The organism is Pseudoalteromonas sp. NZS11, assembly GCF_015864765.1.
GTDB lineage: Bacteria > Pseudomonadota > Gammaproteobacteria > Enterobacterales > Alteromonadaceae > Pseudoalteromonas > Pseudoalteromonas arctica.
Map to the genome: position 1 here is coordinate 740,542 of NZ_JADYWP010000001.1, position 16,618 is coordinate 757,159.

The 16,618-nt window shown below is 38.3% G+C and carries 14 protein-coding genes; 10 read left to right on the forward strand and 4 right to left on the reverse strand.

Annotated elements, in window-relative coordinates:
* Positions 1-73: 73 nt before the first annotated feature.
* From I6E82_RS03280 to purF, 9 genes are all read left to right on the forward strand, one after another.
* Positions 74-1,195 carry a 4-phosphoerythronate dehydrogenase gene (locus I6E82_RS03280; protein ID WP_197116704.1) on the forward strand — a complete coding sequence of 374 codons (1,122 nt, stop codon included), beginning with the start codon at positions 74-76 and terminating at the stop codon, positions 1,193-1,195.
* A 48-nt stretch (positions 1,196-1,243) separates the two neighbouring features.
* Complete coding sequence (locus tag I6E82_RS03285) at positions 1,244-2,260, forward strand: aspartate-semialdehyde dehydrogenase (RefSeq protein ID WP_007586655.1); 1,017 nt, start codon at positions 1,244-1,246, stop codon at positions 2,258-2,260.
* Between the two features lie 354 nt (positions 2,261-2,614).
* Positions 2,615-6,580: a FimV/HubP family polar landmark protein gene (locus tag I6E82_RS03290; RefSeq protein ID WP_197116705.1), complete on the forward strand. Its 3,966-nt coding sequence runs from the start codon at positions 2,615-2,617 to the stop codon at positions 6,578-6,580.
* Positions 6,581-6,728: 148 nt separating this feature from the next.
* Positions 6,729-7,526 (forward strand): tRNA pseudouridine(38-40) synthase TruA, encoded by a 798-nt coding sequence (truA, locus tag I6E82_RS03295; RefSeq protein WP_007584098.1) that lies wholly within the window; start codon positions 6,729-6,731, stop codon positions 7,524-7,526.
* Between the two features lie 140 nt (positions 7,527-7,666).
* Positions 7,667-8,542: an acetyl-CoA carboxylase, carboxyltransferase subunit beta gene (accD, locus tag I6E82_RS03300; protein ID WP_007376856.1), complete on the forward strand. Its 876-nt coding sequence runs from the start codon at positions 7,667-7,669 to the stop codon at positions 8,540-8,542.
* Between the two features lie 25 nt (positions 8,543-8,567).
* On the forward strand, positions 8,568-9,833 hold the full coding sequence (folC, locus tag I6E82_RS03305; RefSeq protein WP_197102735.1) for a bifunctional tetrahydrofolate synthase/dihydrofolate synthase: 1,266 nt from the start codon (positions 8,568-8,570) through the stop codon (positions 9,831-9,833).
* 11 nt (positions 9,834-9,844) lie between these two features.
* The gene (locus tag I6E82_RS03310; RefSeq protein ID WP_197116706.1) at positions 9,845-10,486 is read left to right on the forward strand and encodes an SPOR domain-containing protein; all 642 of its coding nucleotides are present in this window, start codon (positions 9,845-9,847) and stop codon (positions 10,484-10,486) included.
* Positions 10,487-10,681: 195 nt separating this feature from the next.
* A complete protein-coding gene (locus tag I6E82_RS03315) occupies positions 10,682-11,176 on the forward strand; it encodes a CvpA family protein (RefSeq protein WP_007376853.1) in 495 nt (164 codons plus the stop codon).
* 18 nt (positions 11,177-11,194) lie between these two features.
* Positions 11,195-12,721, forward strand: a complete 1,527-nt coding sequence (purF, locus tag I6E82_RS03320) for an amidophosphoribosyltransferase (RefSeq protein ID WP_007580920.1) — start codon at positions 11,195-11,197, stop codon at positions 12,719-12,721.
* Between the two features lie 116 nt (positions 12,722-12,837).
* On the opposite strand, the gene I6E82_RS03325 is transcribed toward purF, so the two are convergent.
* Complete coding sequence (locus tag I6E82_RS03325) at positions 12,838-13,437, reverse strand: Yip1 family protein (protein WP_007580923.1); 600 nt, start codon at positions 13,435-13,437, stop codon at positions 12,838-12,840.
* A gap of 206 nt (positions 13,438-13,643) precedes the next feature.
* Here I6E82_RS03325 and miaE point away from each other — a divergent pair, with 206 nt between their 5' ends.
* The gene (miaE, locus tag I6E82_RS03330; protein WP_197116707.1) at positions 13,644-14,411 is read left to right on the forward strand and encodes a tRNA isopentenyl-2-thiomethyl-A-37 hydroxylase MiaE; all 768 of its coding nucleotides are present in this window, start codon (positions 13,644-13,646) and stop codon (positions 14,409-14,411) included.
* Here miaE and I6E82_RS03335 read toward each other — a convergent pair.
* From I6E82_RS03335 to I6E82_RS03345, 3 genes are all read right to left on the reverse strand, one after another.
* Positions 14,408-15,193 carry a substrate-binding periplasmic protein gene (locus I6E82_RS03335; RefSeq protein WP_197116708.1) on the reverse strand — a complete coding sequence of 262 codons (786 nt, stop codon included), beginning with the start codon at positions 15,191-15,193 and terminating at the stop codon, positions 14,408-14,410. The two genes, miaE and I6E82_RS03335, sit on opposite strands and share 4 nt — an antisense overlap.
* A 54-nt stretch (positions 15,194-15,247) precedes the next feature.
* Complete coding sequence (locus I6E82_RS03340; protein WP_007580929.1) at positions 15,248-15,985, reverse strand: UDP-2,3-diacylglucosamine diphosphatase; 738 nt, start codon at positions 15,983-15,985, stop codon at positions 15,248-15,250.
* Between the two features lie 87 nt (positions 15,986-16,072).
* The gene (locus I6E82_RS03345) at positions 16,073-16,564 is read right to left on the reverse strand and encodes a peptidylprolyl isomerase (RefSeq protein WP_007580931.1); all 492 of its coding nucleotides are present in this window, start codon (positions 16,562-16,564) and stop codon (positions 16,073-16,075) included.
* Between the last annotated feature and the right edge of the window lie 54 nt (positions 16,565-16,618).

Below are 16,618 nucleotides of genomic sequence, written 5' to 3' on the forward strand. Positions count from 1 at the left end.
CGCCTTTTTAGTTTGTGTAAAGGCTTGGTTGTTCGTTACAATGGCGCCACTTAATTGCCAAACGGACTCAGTGATGAAAATTCTTGCCGATCAAAATATGCCTTTAGTTGAGCAGTACTTTGCAGACTTTGGTGAGGTTGAGCGTTTTGATGGTCGTAAATTAACGCCTGAACAATTAATAAATGTAGATGTACTCCTTACTCGTTCAGTGACTAATGTTAATCATGAACTATTGGCACAAGCTAACAAGCTGAGCTTTGTGGGCACTGCCACAATTGGCATTGACCATATTGATACGCAATTACTACATGACAGAAATATTGCTTTTACCAGTGCTCCTGGTTGTAATGCCGTTGCTGTAGCTGAATATGTAATTAGTAGTTTATTTGCATTAAGCCAAGAAAATGCGCGCCCATTGTGTGGTCAAACAATTGGTATTGTAGGAATGGGTAACATTGGCACGTGTTTGTCGCAAAAATTAAAAGCATTAAATGTCGACTTACTGTTATGCGATCCAATTAAGCACGAACAGGGCTTACTACAAGAGCATGTAGCGCTTGATGAGTTATTAGCGCAATCAGATGTTGTTACTTTTCATGTTCCACTTATTAAAAGTGGCGAGCACAAAACGCTGCACATGATGAATAAAGAGCGATTAAAAGCACTTAAGCCAGGAACCACGCTAATTAATGCAAGCCGAGGCGACGTAATTGATAATCAAGCATTGCTTGAGGTAATGGAAGCTGGGGCTGATTTAGATATAGTACTTGATGTATGGGAAAAAGAGCCCAATATTCTAACTGAATTACTAGAGCATGTGCGTTATGCCAGTGTGCATATCGCAGGGCATACACTTGAGGGGAAAGCACGAGGTACACAAATGTTGTATCAAAAATTGTGTGACCTAAAAGGTGTAGAGGTGAGTAAATCGTTGGATGATTTTTTACCAATACCTGCTATTACACATGCAACTGTTACGCAAAGCCTTAGCGAGCAAGATATTGCCCGTTTGGTGCATTTAATTTATGACGTACGCCGCGATGACGGAATTTTACTTCGTCATTTAGAAGGTGAGGGCTTTGATAGTTTACGTAAAAACTATCCGGTAAGGCGAGAATTTAGCACCTTATTCCTACAAGGTGATAGCCCACAACTAGCAGCACTTAGTCAACTTGGCTTTAGCATAGCTAAATAATTATTTAACTAACGATGTTGTTTTAATGTCGTTTATAGAGGAAGAAATATGTCGCAAAAATATAACGTTGCCGTACTTGGCGCTACTGGTTTAGTAGGCCGTCAAATCATTGAAACGCTAGCAGATCGTAAGTTTCCTGTAGATCAGCTTTTTTTACTTGCGAGCAGCCGCAGCGCAGGTGAAGACATAAAGTTTCGTGGTGAGACCATTGAAGTACTTGACGTTGAAGGCTTTGATTTTAGCCAAGCGCATATAGGTTTGTTTTCTGCTGGTGGTAGTGTATCTGAAAAATATGCTCCTATTGCTGCTGATGCCGGCTGTATTGTAATCGATAATACATCGCACTTTAGAAATGATTTTGAAATCCCACTAGTGGTGCCAGAAGTTAATGCTTCAAGTCTAGCTGATTTTAGGAATCGTAATATTATTGCTAACCCTAACTGTTCAACTATTCAGATGATGTTAGCACTTAAACCAATTTATGATGCTTACGGAATAGACCGTATTAACGTATCTACTTACCAAGCTGTATCGGGCGCAGGTAAAGAAGCGGTTGATGAACTTGCAAAGCAAACAGCTAACTTGATGAATGCACGCCCTATGGATAATAAAGTATTTCCAAAGCAAATTGCATTTAACGTTATTCCTCAAATTGATAGCTTTGAGGATAATGGCTATACACGCGAAGAAATGAAAATGGTAAATGAAACTCATAAAATTTTGGGTGATACCACTATTGCAGTAAATCCTACATGTGTACGTGTTCCCGTGTTTTTTGGTCACTCAGAATCAATTAATATTGAAACGCGCATGCCTTATGACTTTGAACACGTTAAGCAACTTTTAAAAGACGCGCCTGGTGTCGAGCTAATTGATGATGAAGGTGATTACCCTACAGCAGTGTCTGACGCTAGTGGTAATGATACTGTTTATATAGGCCGATTACGTGCTGATATTTCTCATCCTCATGGATTAAACATGTGGGTTGTAAGTGATAACACTCGCAAAGGTGCTGCAACTAACAGTATTCAAATTGCAGAAGAGCTTATTGCTAATTACATGTAATAGTTAATAGCGCTGAACACATTTTAGAAGCGGTAAACATTATTTGTTTGCCGCTTTTTGTTTATAGAGCTTGTCAATTTTTTGCCGTTTATTTTTAAAAGTATAAAAACTGATTGATAACACTCAATAAATTAATATTTATAAAGATGTTTTAAGGCATTTATTTTCAAGGTGTTGCGATGGATATTAAGCCTTAACTGGTTTATAGTTTGTAATTGGAATAGAGCTTGCAATAAAAATAGATTGTAATAATAAATGCGGGTCAGTCATTTGGCTGATAACAGCAATAATCAACAATATTTATGCACTTAAGCTTTAAGTGTTTTGTTAATATTTAAATATTAAAGGATCAGCATGCGCGGTTTAGTTACACTTATTATATTAGCGTCTGCATTGATAGTAACGCCAGTTTACTCTCAAGACAGTACCCAATTAAAGGGGCCTAAAGGCGTTGACTATGGTGCGCAAGGGCGATCTATTGGGCCAATTAAACCAACAGACACACTTTGGCGTATAGCGGCTAAAGTGCGCCCAGATAACTCCGTCAGCATTTATCAAGTTATGCAGGCCTTGTATAACAAAAACCCCAACTCATTTTTAGAACAAAATCTTAATCATATTCAAAATGGTGCCTATTTAAAAATCCCTACTTTAGCCGAAATAAAAGGTGTAAATACACAGCTTGCAAAACAACGCTCAGAGCAAGATGATGCATTATGGGAAAAGAAAAAAAATGGCACACTTACGCAAAGCGAAATTATCTCAGCACAAACAAAAGTAACCCAAGCTCGTAAAGTCGACGTAGACGATGCCAAAAAAGAGATACAGAAAGAATTAAATGAAATAAAAACAGAGCAAAGTACTAAGCTGGTTGAGTTACAACAACAATTTAAAAATTCTGTAAGCAATGTAGAAGAAATTTTAGTTGAGAATAATAATCTTAAAAAACAATTATCAGGTATTTCAAACGAACTCGAAAACTTACGCTTACAGTTAGGACAAGACAGTGAAATTCAAAATCAATTAAAAGAACTAATTGTTAAGCAAAACGAGATTATTGCACAACAAAAAAAACAAGAAATAGTACCAAAAGAATCGTTTGATTTAAGCTCATTATTTTCAAATCCGATAGTGCTAGGTTTATTAATGTTTATTCCTGGGCTACTGATTATTTTTGCAATTGTTATGTTTTTACGCAAACGAGCAAGTAATCAAGAAGAGCCACAAAACGATGATGACTTTTTACCACAAACTCCAATTTACACTGGCGATGATGATTTAGGCCCAAGTTTAAATGACGATCCAATTGTACCCGACCCTTTAGATGACTTGAGTGTTCAACTTGATGATAATCTCGAAAATGATATGTTGCCTGATGATGATTTAGATGACGGCCTAGATGATTTTTCAGGTGGTGAAAATTTACTCGATCAGGATGAGCTTGAAAGTCTACTAAGTGATGACATTGTTTTTGATGATGAAAATACCGATGACGATGATGAACTCGATATTTTTATGCAGCAAGGGTTTGATCAACCTTCAGATGAAAACGCTGAAGATATTGATTTAGACTTATCTGATGACTCAATAAACAATGATGAAATTCTAACTAATGACGATTTAGATAGCTTGTTTGATGAAGACGATAGTCTACCTGAGTTTGATGCACCGCAAACAAGCGAAGCTTTAGAGGATGATAGCTTAGAGTCTCATGATGAAATGGCGGCTTTAAGTGAGGAGCTTGCAGATGATGATAATTTTGATATAGATGAATTATTAGATCAAACATCAACAGAATTAGATACCTCAAATAACACTTCAGCTGAACTTGATACAAGCGACGACTTTGATTTAGACGATATAGATAGCTTAATTGATGAAGCGAATGACCCAAAAAGTGATGTGGCAGATGACTCAATTGATGCAGAGTTACTCGACGAAGATGAACTTCTAGAAGAAAGCGACGATTTTGATTTAGATGACATAGATAGCTTAATTGATGAAGCAGCGGTTGACACTGCAGATGATTCATTAGTTGAGGAAAGCGACGATTTTGATTTAGATGACATAGATAGCTTAATTGATGAAGCAGAGGTTGACACTGCGGATGATTCATTAGTTGAGGAAAGCGACGATTTTGATTTAGATGACATAGATAGCTTAATTGATGAGGCTGCGGTTGATACTGCAAATGATTCATTAGTTGAGGAAAGTGACGACTTTGATTTAGACGACATAGATAACCTAATTGATGATGAACTAAAAAATTCAGATGTAAGAGATTCAGAAATTGATAATGCATTAGCAGACTCAGTTGAGGATTTAGCAGATGCTCAAGAAGAATTAAATGTTGATGATATTGAGTCGCTTGCTTCATCATTAAATGAAGAGCCTGAACTTACAGAAGAGCCTGAGCTTTACGATGAGCCTAAGCTTGAAGAAGAGCCAGAGCTTAACGATGAGCCTGAGTTTGCAGAAGAACCAGAGCTTGCAGAAGAGCCTGAGCTTGAAGAAGAACCAGAGCTTGAAGAAGAACCAGAGCTTGAAGAAGAGCCAGAGCTTTTAGAAGAACTTGAGCCTTTAGAAGAGCCTGAGCTTGAAGAAGAGCCAGAGCTTGAAGAAGAACCAGAACTTGTAGAAGAGCCAGAGCTTTTAGAAGAACTTGAGCCTTTAGAAGAGCCTGAGCTTGAAGAAGAGCCTGAGCTTGAAGAAGAACCAGAGCTTGAAGAAGAACCAGAACTTGAAGAAGAGCCAGAGCTTGCAGAAGAGCCTAAGCTTGAAGAAGAGCCTAAGCTTGAAGAAGAGCCTAAGCTTGAAGAAGAGCCAGAACTTATAGATGTAACGGTTGATGATTTTTCAGACACATCAGAGTCGCTTCTTGATCCTGAAGATGCACTTGAAGAATATACAGATGATACTTTAAAGAGCGTTGATGAGCTTTTAAGTGAGCTACAACAGGCCACTGATGACGACTATATAGAAACACCTGATTGGTCTTTAGATGAGCTTGATGATGATCTTGAAGAAATAGAAGTTGATCTTGGTGACGATCCGCTAGCGGGCGACGATGACTCAGATCTTACTGAAATTGAAGAGCAGCTTGATAGCGAGCTTGTAACGCCAAGTGAAGAGTTGGATGAATATCCTGAACTTGAATTAGACGATGATCAATCATTATTAGAGAATGAGCCTTCGTTTGAGCCGCAAGAGCTTAAAGGAGATGCATCGGGTGATGAAAATGCAGTAGCACTTAGTCAAACAGAGAAAGATCTCGCAAATGCGCTTATGGCAGATGGTGATTTAGATAGTTTAGAAGATGATTTTGATGATGAACTATTAATTGATAATGACTTCTCTGAATTAGAAACTGAAACGGAGATTGAAGATGAGTCGCTTGATGATGATTCTGTTGAACCACCAAGTATTGAAGATGACATCAAACCTCTTAACCTTGATGAAGTTCAAGAAACATTAGAAAGTGAGTTGCCATTTACCCCTGAAGAATTACAAGGGGATGATTTAGATGGTGAGGCACCGGGAGTCGCTTCCAGCCAAGCTGAGCAAGATTTAGCAAACGCACTTATGGCAGATGCTGATTTAGATAGTTTAGAAAATGATTTTGATGATGAGATTTTAATTGAAAATGATTTTTCTGAATTAGATGCTGAATTTGACGAAGATAGTTTAGAGCAAGCGCTAACTGATGAGTTATCAGACGAATCGCAAGAGCAAACAAATGCAGAGCGCGAAGCACAGTTAACAAGCTTAGATGACGTGGGTAGCACTGATATTAGCTCTGACGACGAACTTGATGAAGAGTTTATGTCGAATTTGACGCAAACTGATTTTGATTCATTACTTAGTGAGTTAGCAGAGCCTGAAGAGTTAAGTGTTGATGACAGCAGTGAATTTGATGTTGACTTTGACAGCTTGCTAAAAGAAGACTTAGAGACAGATGATTCATTAACTACAAAAGAATCACTTGTTGAAAGTAGTGATGTTGAGCAACTTGATAATGATGAATTTGTAGATATTGATTCATTATTAGAAGAAAGTGACGACGCTGAACTTGAACACGAACCTTACACCGACGTTAATATGGATGTCGGTTTGAGTGAGTTTGATGCATTACTTGCCGGTGATAACCCAACGGATGTTGATGCTGAAAGTGGTGGCTACTCAGCTAAACTTGATTTAGCGCGTGCTTATATTGAAATTGATGATTTTGATTCTGCGCTTAAAGTTATTGAGGATGTCATTAACAAAGGTCCTGAAGAAGTTCAAGAGGAAGCACTTAGCTTAAAAGCTAAACTAAAATAATTAAAATGTTTATAAGAACCCGTATCTAGCTTAGCTAAATACGGGTTTTTTTATGTGTATTGGTTTGATTACGACAGGTCTCCTTTTATTGCATCGTTAGATAGCATAAAATGCCTCGTTCATTAGCACAGTAGGTAAAACGGTAATTATGCGAGTAGCACTTGGAGTTGAATACAACGGCGCACGTTATAGTGGTTGGCAGCGTCAATCACATGTAAATAGCGTACAGCAAGAAGTAGAAAAAGCGTTGTCGCGTATTTGTAATCATCCTGTTGAAGTTATATGTGCAGGGCGTACAGATGCTGGTGTGCACGGTACAGGCCAAGTAATACACTTTGAAACGCAAGCCGATCGCGATATGGTCGCATTTACACTAGGTATGAATACTTTAATGCCTAAAGATATTGCTATTCGCTTTGCCCAACCGGTTGCTGATGACTTTCATGCCCGTTTTAGTGCTACAGCTCGTCGTTATCGCTATGTTATTTATAACTCCCCCCTACGAGGTGCGGTATTAAACGAGGGGGTTACGCATTTTCATCATCATCTTGATGAAACAAAGATGCAAGAGGCGTGTCAGTACTTAATAGGTAAACACGATTTCACCTCTTTTAGAGCGATACATTGCCAAGCGAATACACCGACAAGAACAATTCATCATCTGTCGGTACAGCGCCAAGGTACTTACGTTATTATTGATATTAAAGCGAATGCATTTTTACATCACATGGTACGTAATATCACAGGCAGCTTAATGGATGTTGGTTTACATAAACAACAACCTATATGGATAAAAGAGCTACTTGATTGTAAAGAACGCGCAAAGGCCAGTGCTACCGCTAAGGCTGCTGGTTTGTATTTAGTGGATGTTGACTACCCTGAGCAATTTAATATTCCTCAAACACCTCTAGGCCCTTTATTTTTGCCTGATATAGATGTGGTATAAGTACTTTTTATGAGCACTTTTAACTACTAAGACCAGTTTTTTATACCGCGTTAGTGTAATTCATGTTTTAATTGAAAAAATTTGTCTGCTAATTGCTATTAGCAGGCTCGCGACACAGAACAGTATTAAGAGAGTTGCAAATGAGTTGGCTAGAAAAAATCTTACCTAAAACGACAAAATCATCAGGTCGTAAAGAAATCCCAGAAGGTGTTTGGGCTAAGTGTACATCGTGTGATTCAATTTTATATAAAGCTGAATTAGAAAAGTCATTAAACGTATGTCCTAAGTGTGACCATCACATGCGTGTTAGTGGCCGTAAGCGCCTAGAGCACTTTTTAGATGAAGGTGATCGTCAAGAGCTTGGTACACAACATGAGCCTAAAGACATTCTTAAGTTTAAAGATTCTAAAAAGTACTCTGACCGTATCAGTGCAGCCCAAAAAGCAAGTGGTGAAAAAGATGCACTTGTAGCTATGAAAGGCCGATTAAAAGGTATTCCAGTGGCAGCGGTAGCATTTGAGTTCTCATTTATGGGTGGTTCAATGGCTTCTGTTGTTGGCGCTCGCTTTGTTGATGCTGTTGATCAATGTTTAGAGCATAACATGCCGCTTATTTGTTTTTCTGCATCAGGCGGAGCACGTATGCAAGAAGCGCTTATGTCGCTTATGCAAATGGCTAAAACAAGTGCTGCACTTGCAAAAATGACGGAAAAAGGTCTTCCATTTATTTCAGTAATGACCGACCCGACAATGGGTGGTGTATCTGCATCACTTGCTATGCTGGGTGATATTAACGTTGCTGAACCTAAAGCGTTAATTGGTTTTGCAGGTCCTCGTGTTATTGAGCAGACTGTTCGCGAAACATTACCTGAAGGTTTTCAGCGTAGTGAATTTTTGCTAGAACATGGTGCAATTGACATGATTATTGACCGCCGTGAAATGCGCGATACCCTTGCACGCATTTTAGCTAAATTTATGAACTTGCCTTCTACGGAACAAGAGCATAGAGTAGCGTAAATTTCAGCTTTACTGATTACACGCTATGACAAAAACAATTCCTAGCCAATCATCAAGCCTTGATGATTGGCTTTTTTATTTAGAAAGTGTTCACCCCGCTAACATTGCAATGGGCCTAGAACGAGTTGCTAATGTTGCCAACAATATTGGCCTTTTAAACACTCCAAGTAAAATTATTCTTATTGCCGGTACAAACGGTAAGGGCACCACTGCACGTTGCTTAGAGTCGCTATTGCTAGCGCAAGGTTTTAGCGTGGGTACTTACGCATCTCCTCATTTAATTCGTTATAACGAGCGTGTACGAGTTAATGGCGAAGAACTGGCAGACCAACTTCATATAGATGCTTTTCACCAGCTTGAGCAAGGCCGTAAAGACACTCCTTTGACTTATTTTGAATATGGTACTTTGGGTGCGTTGGCAATTTTTAAACGCTGTAAGGTCGATTATGTATTACTAGAGGTTGGTCTAGGCGGGCGCTTTGATGCTACAAATATAGTAACTCCCTTTGCAAGCGTGATCACCACTATCGATTTAGATCATAAAGAGTACCTAGGTGATACACGAGAGTTAGTGGCTTATGATAAAGCCGGTATTTTTCGTGAAAATACGCCTGCTATTATAGGGGATTTAAATATTCCTCACACAATGACTGATTACGGCAAAGAAATTAATGCCAATATGACGTTGTCGGGCAGTGACTTTATTTTCAAAGAGAATGCTGAGAGCTTTAATTGGCAATATAAAGAACATAATCTTGTAATAGATAAGCCAGCAATACCGTGTCAAAATGCAGCAACTGCGTTAACTGCGCTAAGTGTTTTAAGCTTATTACCTAGTGAGCAAGTCATACGAAATTGCCTCGCTAATTTAGTTGTAGAAGGGCGGTTTCAGCAGTTAAGCGCTGAGCCTTTAGTCTTTACCGATGTAGCACATAACCCTGAGTCGGCGCGTTATTTAGCCAATAAGTTATCAAGCTATAAAGATAAAGGCTTTAAAATTCATGCATTAGCCGCTATGCTTGCTGATAAAGATAAAGTGGGTGTACTTAAAGAAGTAAGTCACTTGGTCGATGAGTGGTCATTAGCGAGCTTAAGTGGTCCGCGAGGCGACACTGCAAGTAATTTACAAAATGCGCTGCAGGGTATATCTCATCATAATACTATCAATAGCTATGATAGTGTGGCACAGGCACTGAGTGTAATTTTACCAAAACAACAAAGTGATACTATGTTGATTGTATTTGGTTCATTTTTTACAGTGGCCGGCGCTATTAATTACTTTAAAAAATAGAGAGGATGTCGGTGAACTCAAGTTTTATTAATCGCTTAGTCGGAACAAGTATAGTAGTGATCGCAGCAATTGTGTTTATCCCTAATATACTCGATGGCGAAAAAGTGCATTATAAAGAGGGCTTTAAAGCGATACCTGATCGCCCTGAGTTCAAAACAATCGATCTTCAAGAGTCAATTGATGAAAACATGGCTAATGCTGAGCCACTAAAACAAGATGAAATTGAAGATATTCAAGCTGACGATGAAGCTTTTGAGCAGCAAAACGCTATGGATGAGAGTGACTACGCTGTAGAGAATAAAGTTGTTGAAGCGACTATTGAACCCAAAGCTACACCGATCACTAAGGCACCGGTTCAGGCTAAACCAAAACCTATTGCGCCTCGTAAAAGTGATGAAAACCTAACAAGTATGGCTTACGTTATTCAATTAGGTAGTTTTTCACATGTTGCAAATGTAAAAGCATTACAGGCTAAATTAAAAGTTGAAGGGTTTAAAACGTTTACTAAACCGATTAAAACCCCAAATGGGACGTTAACCAAGGTATTTGTTGGTCCTTCGCTTGATAAAAATGAATTACAAAAGCAGCTTCCCCAGCTGAAAGAGCTTACTAAATTAAATGGTAAAGTTACGCGATACGAAGTAACAAAATAATTAAAAAAAGGCTTGTATCACAAGCCTTTTTTTATTTATTTATATTTGTTTTTATCATTATCTTTATCTCACAATACCCATTCTATAATGTTAATTTTTTGTATTGACTACAGCCCAGTAATCTCCCGTTTAAACTTGCATACTAACGATGTTTGGGTATAGAATGCGCCCCAAATTAGCGACTAATTGGTTCTTATGATCTGGGTTGATTACGCCATTATTGGCATCATTGCATTGTCTACCATCATCGGTTTAATACGCGGCTTTGTAAAAGAAGCAATGTCATTAGCGGTATGGGCTGGCGCCTTTATCATCTCTAGCTTATTTTACCAATATTTAGCTTCCTTCCTAACAACCATTTCTGAACCCCTTTTAAGAAATGCTGCGGCCATAGCCATATTATTCTTTGCGACGCTACTGTTAGGCGGTTTACTAAACTATATTTTAGGTGAGCTTGTACATCGTACTGGTTTATCGGGTACCGACCGTGTCTTTGGCATAGTGTTTGGTGCTCTACGAGGCGTGTTGGTCGTGAGCGCGTTACTCTTCTTTCTTGATGCTTTTACTGGTGCACCCAATACGCACTGGTGGGGCAATTCTATTTTGATTCCAGAATTTGGCTTTGTTGTTGAATGGTTCTTTTCGTACCTAGAAAACAACTCGAGCTTTTTAAATTCAGTAAACCGTTAATCGGCGAGGATAAATTACATGTGTGGTATCGTTGGAATAGTCGGAACATCCCCTGTGAATCAGGCGATTTATGATGGCTTAACTGTTTTGCAGCACCGTGGTCAAGATGCCGCGGGTATCATTACCATTGAGAATAATACGTTTAGCTTGCGCAAAGCAAATGGCTTAGTGAAAGATGCCTTTCACACACGTCATATGAAACGACTACAAGGTACAATTGGTCTTGGCCATGTGCGCTATCCTACAGCAGGATCTTCAAGCTCATCTGAAGCACAGCCTTTTTATGTTAACTCACCGTTTGGTATAGCACTTGCCCATAATGGCAACCTTACTAATGCAGAAGCTTTAAAAGAGCAGTTATTCTCAGAAGCACGTCGTCACGTTAATACAACATCAGACTCTGAAATTTTACTTAATATCATGGCACATGAATTAAGCAAATCTGATAAGTTGCATTTAGACCCTGAAGATATTTTTACTGCGGTAACCGAAGTAAACAATAAAGTAAGCGGTGGTTATGCAACTATTGCTATGATTATCGGCCACGGCATTGTTGCTTTTCGCGACCCTAATGGTATTCGCCCACTTGTATTTGGTAAACGCGAAACCGAAAAAGGTACTGAGTACATGTTTGCCTCAGAAAGCGTTGCGTTGAAACCGGACGGTTTTGAGTTTGTACGTGATGTTGCCCCTGGTGAAGCTATATATGTTACAGAAGAAGGTGAATTCCATTCACTTAGTTGTGCTGATAAGGCATCTTACTCGCCGTGTATTTTTGAATTTGTTTATTTTGCTCGACCTGACTCAACAATAGACCGTATGTCTGTGTACGCAACACGGGTAAACATGGGGACTAAACTAGGCGAAAAAATTGCACGTGAATGGGCTGATAAAGATATTGATGTAGTTATCCCAATCCCAGAAACTTCATGTGATGTAGCACTGGAAATTGCACGTGTGCTTGATTTACCGTATCGCCAAGGTTTTGTTAAAAACCGTTATATTGGTCGTACATTTATCATGCCTGGCCAAGAGATGCGTAAAAAATCAGTGCGTCAAAAGCTAAACGCAATTGATCGCGAGTTTAAAGGTAAAAACGTATTATTAGTTGATGACTCAATTGTTCGTGGTACAACATCAGCACAAATTGTTGAAATGGCCCGAGAGTCTGGCGCTAAAAACGTTTACTTTGCATCAGCTGCACCTGAAATACGTTTCCCTAATGTGTACGGTATTGATATGCCTTCAGCAGCTGAGCTTATCGCTCACGGACGTGAAGTTGAAGATATTAATGCAAGTATTGGTTCTGACGGTTTAATCTTTCAATCGTTAAAAGATTTAATTGCTGCGGTTAGCCAAGAAAATCCTGAAATTACTAAGTTTGAAACTTCAGTATTTGATGGCCAATATATTACTGGCGATATTGATCAAAACTATTTAAATCGTATTGATAAGCTACGTAACGATTCAGCAAAAAGCACCCGAGAAAGTGCGATGTCTTCAGGTTTAGAAATACACAACCAAGACGAAAACGAAGCTGATTAATGATTAGTTAATAAAAAGTCGTTACACAAAAAAAAGGAGCTAATTAGCTCCTTTTTTGCGAAGGAAAGAAAGGGAACATTTCTATCAAACATGACTCTTTTTTTAGGTGAAATTTATTAAGTAAACATTGGGCTAACAATCCCATTTGTCCAAAGCATAGCTGTTACAGCTAAAATAATAACCAGTAATATTAATCCACACGTTACTACCGAGCTGGCGTAAATAAAGCCACGCTCTTCTGGGATATGCATAAGTATTGGTACGCCGGTGTAGAGTAAATAGACCGAGTAAGCCAGTGCAATAATTCCAATACACACTACAAACCAAAGTACAGGCCAAAAAGCGGCGAGTGCCGACATAAACACTGGTGTTGCAGTATATGCTGCAAGTTCAAGTGTTTGTGTAAATGTAGGTTTAGAGCCAAATGTAACCGCCATCCAATGGGCTAAATACGCCAATGCAAAAACACCCGCTATTAAAGCAAAATACATTGCACCTGCAATTAGCAGTGCACTATCGTGCGTTAAAAATACGGGATTGCCTGCACCTATACTCCATCCTAAATAAACAGATGAGTAGTAGCCCATTATTGAAGGAAATAAAGCAATCAGTAAAATATGCGACAAACTATAGGTTAAACTTTCATGGCGATTATCTATTGTTTGCCATTCTTCAAGTGGGTGAGCATAAATGCCCCAGAGGTGATTTAGTATCATAGTACTTACTCCATAAAAGGAACGTATTATTGTTTTGGTTGGTTTATTTTTATACAGTCTATGTACAGTTATGGTTCACTTATTTTACAAAGTCAAGTTAACTCGCTATTAACATTTAGACGCAAAACAGGGCTTTGATTTATCCCAAGCAAAATTTCGTGTTAAAATAACGGTCTATCAAATTTACTTAGTAATGAGCAGTCAACGTGCCACATAGCCAACTTTTAGAGCCGATTAATAACTTTTTATTGTGTACCACCCCAGAACAATGGGTAGAGCAAGCAATTAAAAAAGAAAACTTATCAGTCATTTTAATAGATCACTTAATTTGTGAATTAAAAGCAGCTCAAAGTGCGATGTTTTTAATACGTAAATACGCAGTAGATAAAGAGGGTAGTGATGCATTACTCGAGTGGCTAAAGCCATTTGAAACGCTTATTTACAAACGAGAAGGGAATTGGCGCGATCTGGCTGCTAAAAATAAGCTCACTAAATCAATAATTCCTAAATCGAGTTCTCCATACGGGCAAGGTCTAATCGATAAAATGGTTTTGCTGATAAAAGAAGAGCTGCATCACTTTTATCAAGTGCTCGAAATTATGGATGAGTACGGTGTTGAGTATCAAAGTATTACACCATGTCGTTACGCAAAAGGCATGCTCCGTCATGTTAAAACGTTCGAGCCCGATGCATTAGTCGATAAGCTAATAGTAGGCGCTTATATTGAGGCGCGTTCGTGTGAGCGTTTTGCAAAGCTTGCACCGCATGTTGACAAACGTTTAGGTGATTTTTATATTTCGTTGTTACGTTCAGAAGCGCGTCATTACCAAGATTATTTAACTTTAGCGCAAGAAATTGCTGATTTTGATATTACCGTTCGCGTAAACTTTTTTGGTGAAAAAGAAAAAGAGCTAATTTCTACAACCGATACTGATTTTAAATTTCACAGCGGTGTTCCAATAGCGCAAAGCTAATTTTCTTTTAAGAAATTAATATACTCTGCTATTTTCTGATTGCTGAAATTATGTTTTTTCATAATTTTAGCAATGCATCCATTTTTAGTTATTATATCAATTCCTCTATTAAATTTTTGTAAGTATTCTTTGGCTCTATAATTTGATTTAGAGACAACTAAATATAGTTTATGAGAAGCAAGATCTGGCGATAAGTACTCAATATTATTATCATCTGAATCTTCGGTTTTAGTGTGTTCAAGCCAATAATTTCCAACCTCTTTAGTACCCGCGACTAAATCAATACGCCCTTGTTGTAGTAAATATAAGCTTGTAGGAAGGCTTTTAGTGGACGTTATTGCAAGCTCCCTATTTCTAGCAAACTCTTGGCTTACAACGGCATTGTCTTCTGTGCCAATACTATAAGGTGTTAATGATTGAACTGTACCATCGAAATTAATAACACTCTCTTTTCGTTTGAAAACTCCTGAGTGAGCAACTGCAAGTGGACGAGAGTAGTAAAAAACTTCATTTCTTTTTAATGAATAAAAAGCACCTAAAATAGCAGTTTTTCTGTTTTTTTCTAATAGCTTTAAAGCGCGATCCCATGTCGTGAATTCTGGTTCGCTATTAATACCTTGCCTTTTAAGAGCTGATTCTGCTATTTCATATAGCCAGCCATTACTAGGTAGGTTTTCGCTAAAATAGGGAGGATAGTTTTCTGTAACAATTTGCCATGTTTGCTTGCTAAATACTTGTGTAGGAATGGCAATTACTACGATGAAAATTAACAGCTTAATCATTCAACCTCTCACTATTATTCATATATATAGATAAATAATAGTCAGAATTTTAAATTATGCGAAAGGCGTGCTAATTAATTCTTGTGATTGAGGGGTAACGACTAAATAAGAGCCTTGGGTATACCAGTCACCTAGCACTGTGCGAGTAAGTGTTTGTTCATTAACTTTATACGTATGAACATTAGGGCGGTGAGTATGACCATGAATCATATTCGTAACGTTATGTTTGGCAAAGGTGGCAAGTACAGCCTCATCGACAACGTCTAAAATTTCGATAGGTTTATCAGCTTGGCTTAACTTACTTTTTTCGCGGGCATTACGCGCTATTTTTTTACGATACCAAAGTGGCATTGCAAGCATCAATTTTGGCCACCACCAACCACGGCTCTTTTTACGAAAGTTTTGATATTCAGTGTCTTGAGTGCACATTTCGTCGCCATGTAAAATAACGGTAGGCGTGCCATATAAATCAATGACTGTTTGTTCATCGAGTAATGTCATTGCGGCCATGTCGGCATATTGCTTGCGCATAATGAAATCACGATTGCCATGTATAAAATAAACAGGTGTGCCACCATCATTAACGGCGCTTAAATGTTTTGCTACATCGGCACTCAGTGCAGTAATGTAGTCATCTCCAACCCATACTTCAAAAAAATCACCCAAAATATAAAGTGCATCTACATCTTTATTTAATATATGTGTATTTAAAAAGTCAAAAAATGCAGCGCTAATGTCGGGGCGGTTTTCGCTTAGGTGTAAATCTGCAATAAAGTAAGTTTGGCGAGTCATAGGTCAGTCTATTCTAGTTTTAAAAAAACGGGCATATACTAATAGTATACACCCGCTTATATACTCACATAATATGAGTAAACGTTACTAGTTAACAGTAACGCTTTCTATAATCACATCTTCAAGAGGTACGTCTTGGTGAAAACCAGTACTACCTGTTGCAACTGCTTTAATCTTATTTACTACGTCCATGCCTTCTACTACTTCAGCAAAAACACAATAACCCCAACCTTGCGATGTTTCGCTGCTGTGGTTTAAAAAGTCGTTGTTGTTCACGTTAATGAAAAACTGTGCTGTAGCTGAATGAGGATCAGGTGTACGTGCCATAGCTAAAGTGCCTACTTTATTAGACAGGCCATTATTAGCTTCATTCTGAATTGGGTCGTTTACTTCTTTTTGTTCCATACCTGGAACAAAACCACCGCCTTGAACCATAAAACCATCGATTACACGATGAAAGATAGTGCCGTTGAAAAAATCAGCATTTGCATACTCTAAAAAGTTTTTAACTGTGTTTGGAGCTTCTTGCTCAAACATTTTAATGGTGATGTCACCAAAATTAGTGTGTAGAACAACCATGTGTTTTCCTATATCCGGTTTAAATATTGGCGCTATTTTATCGTAGTTGGCTAA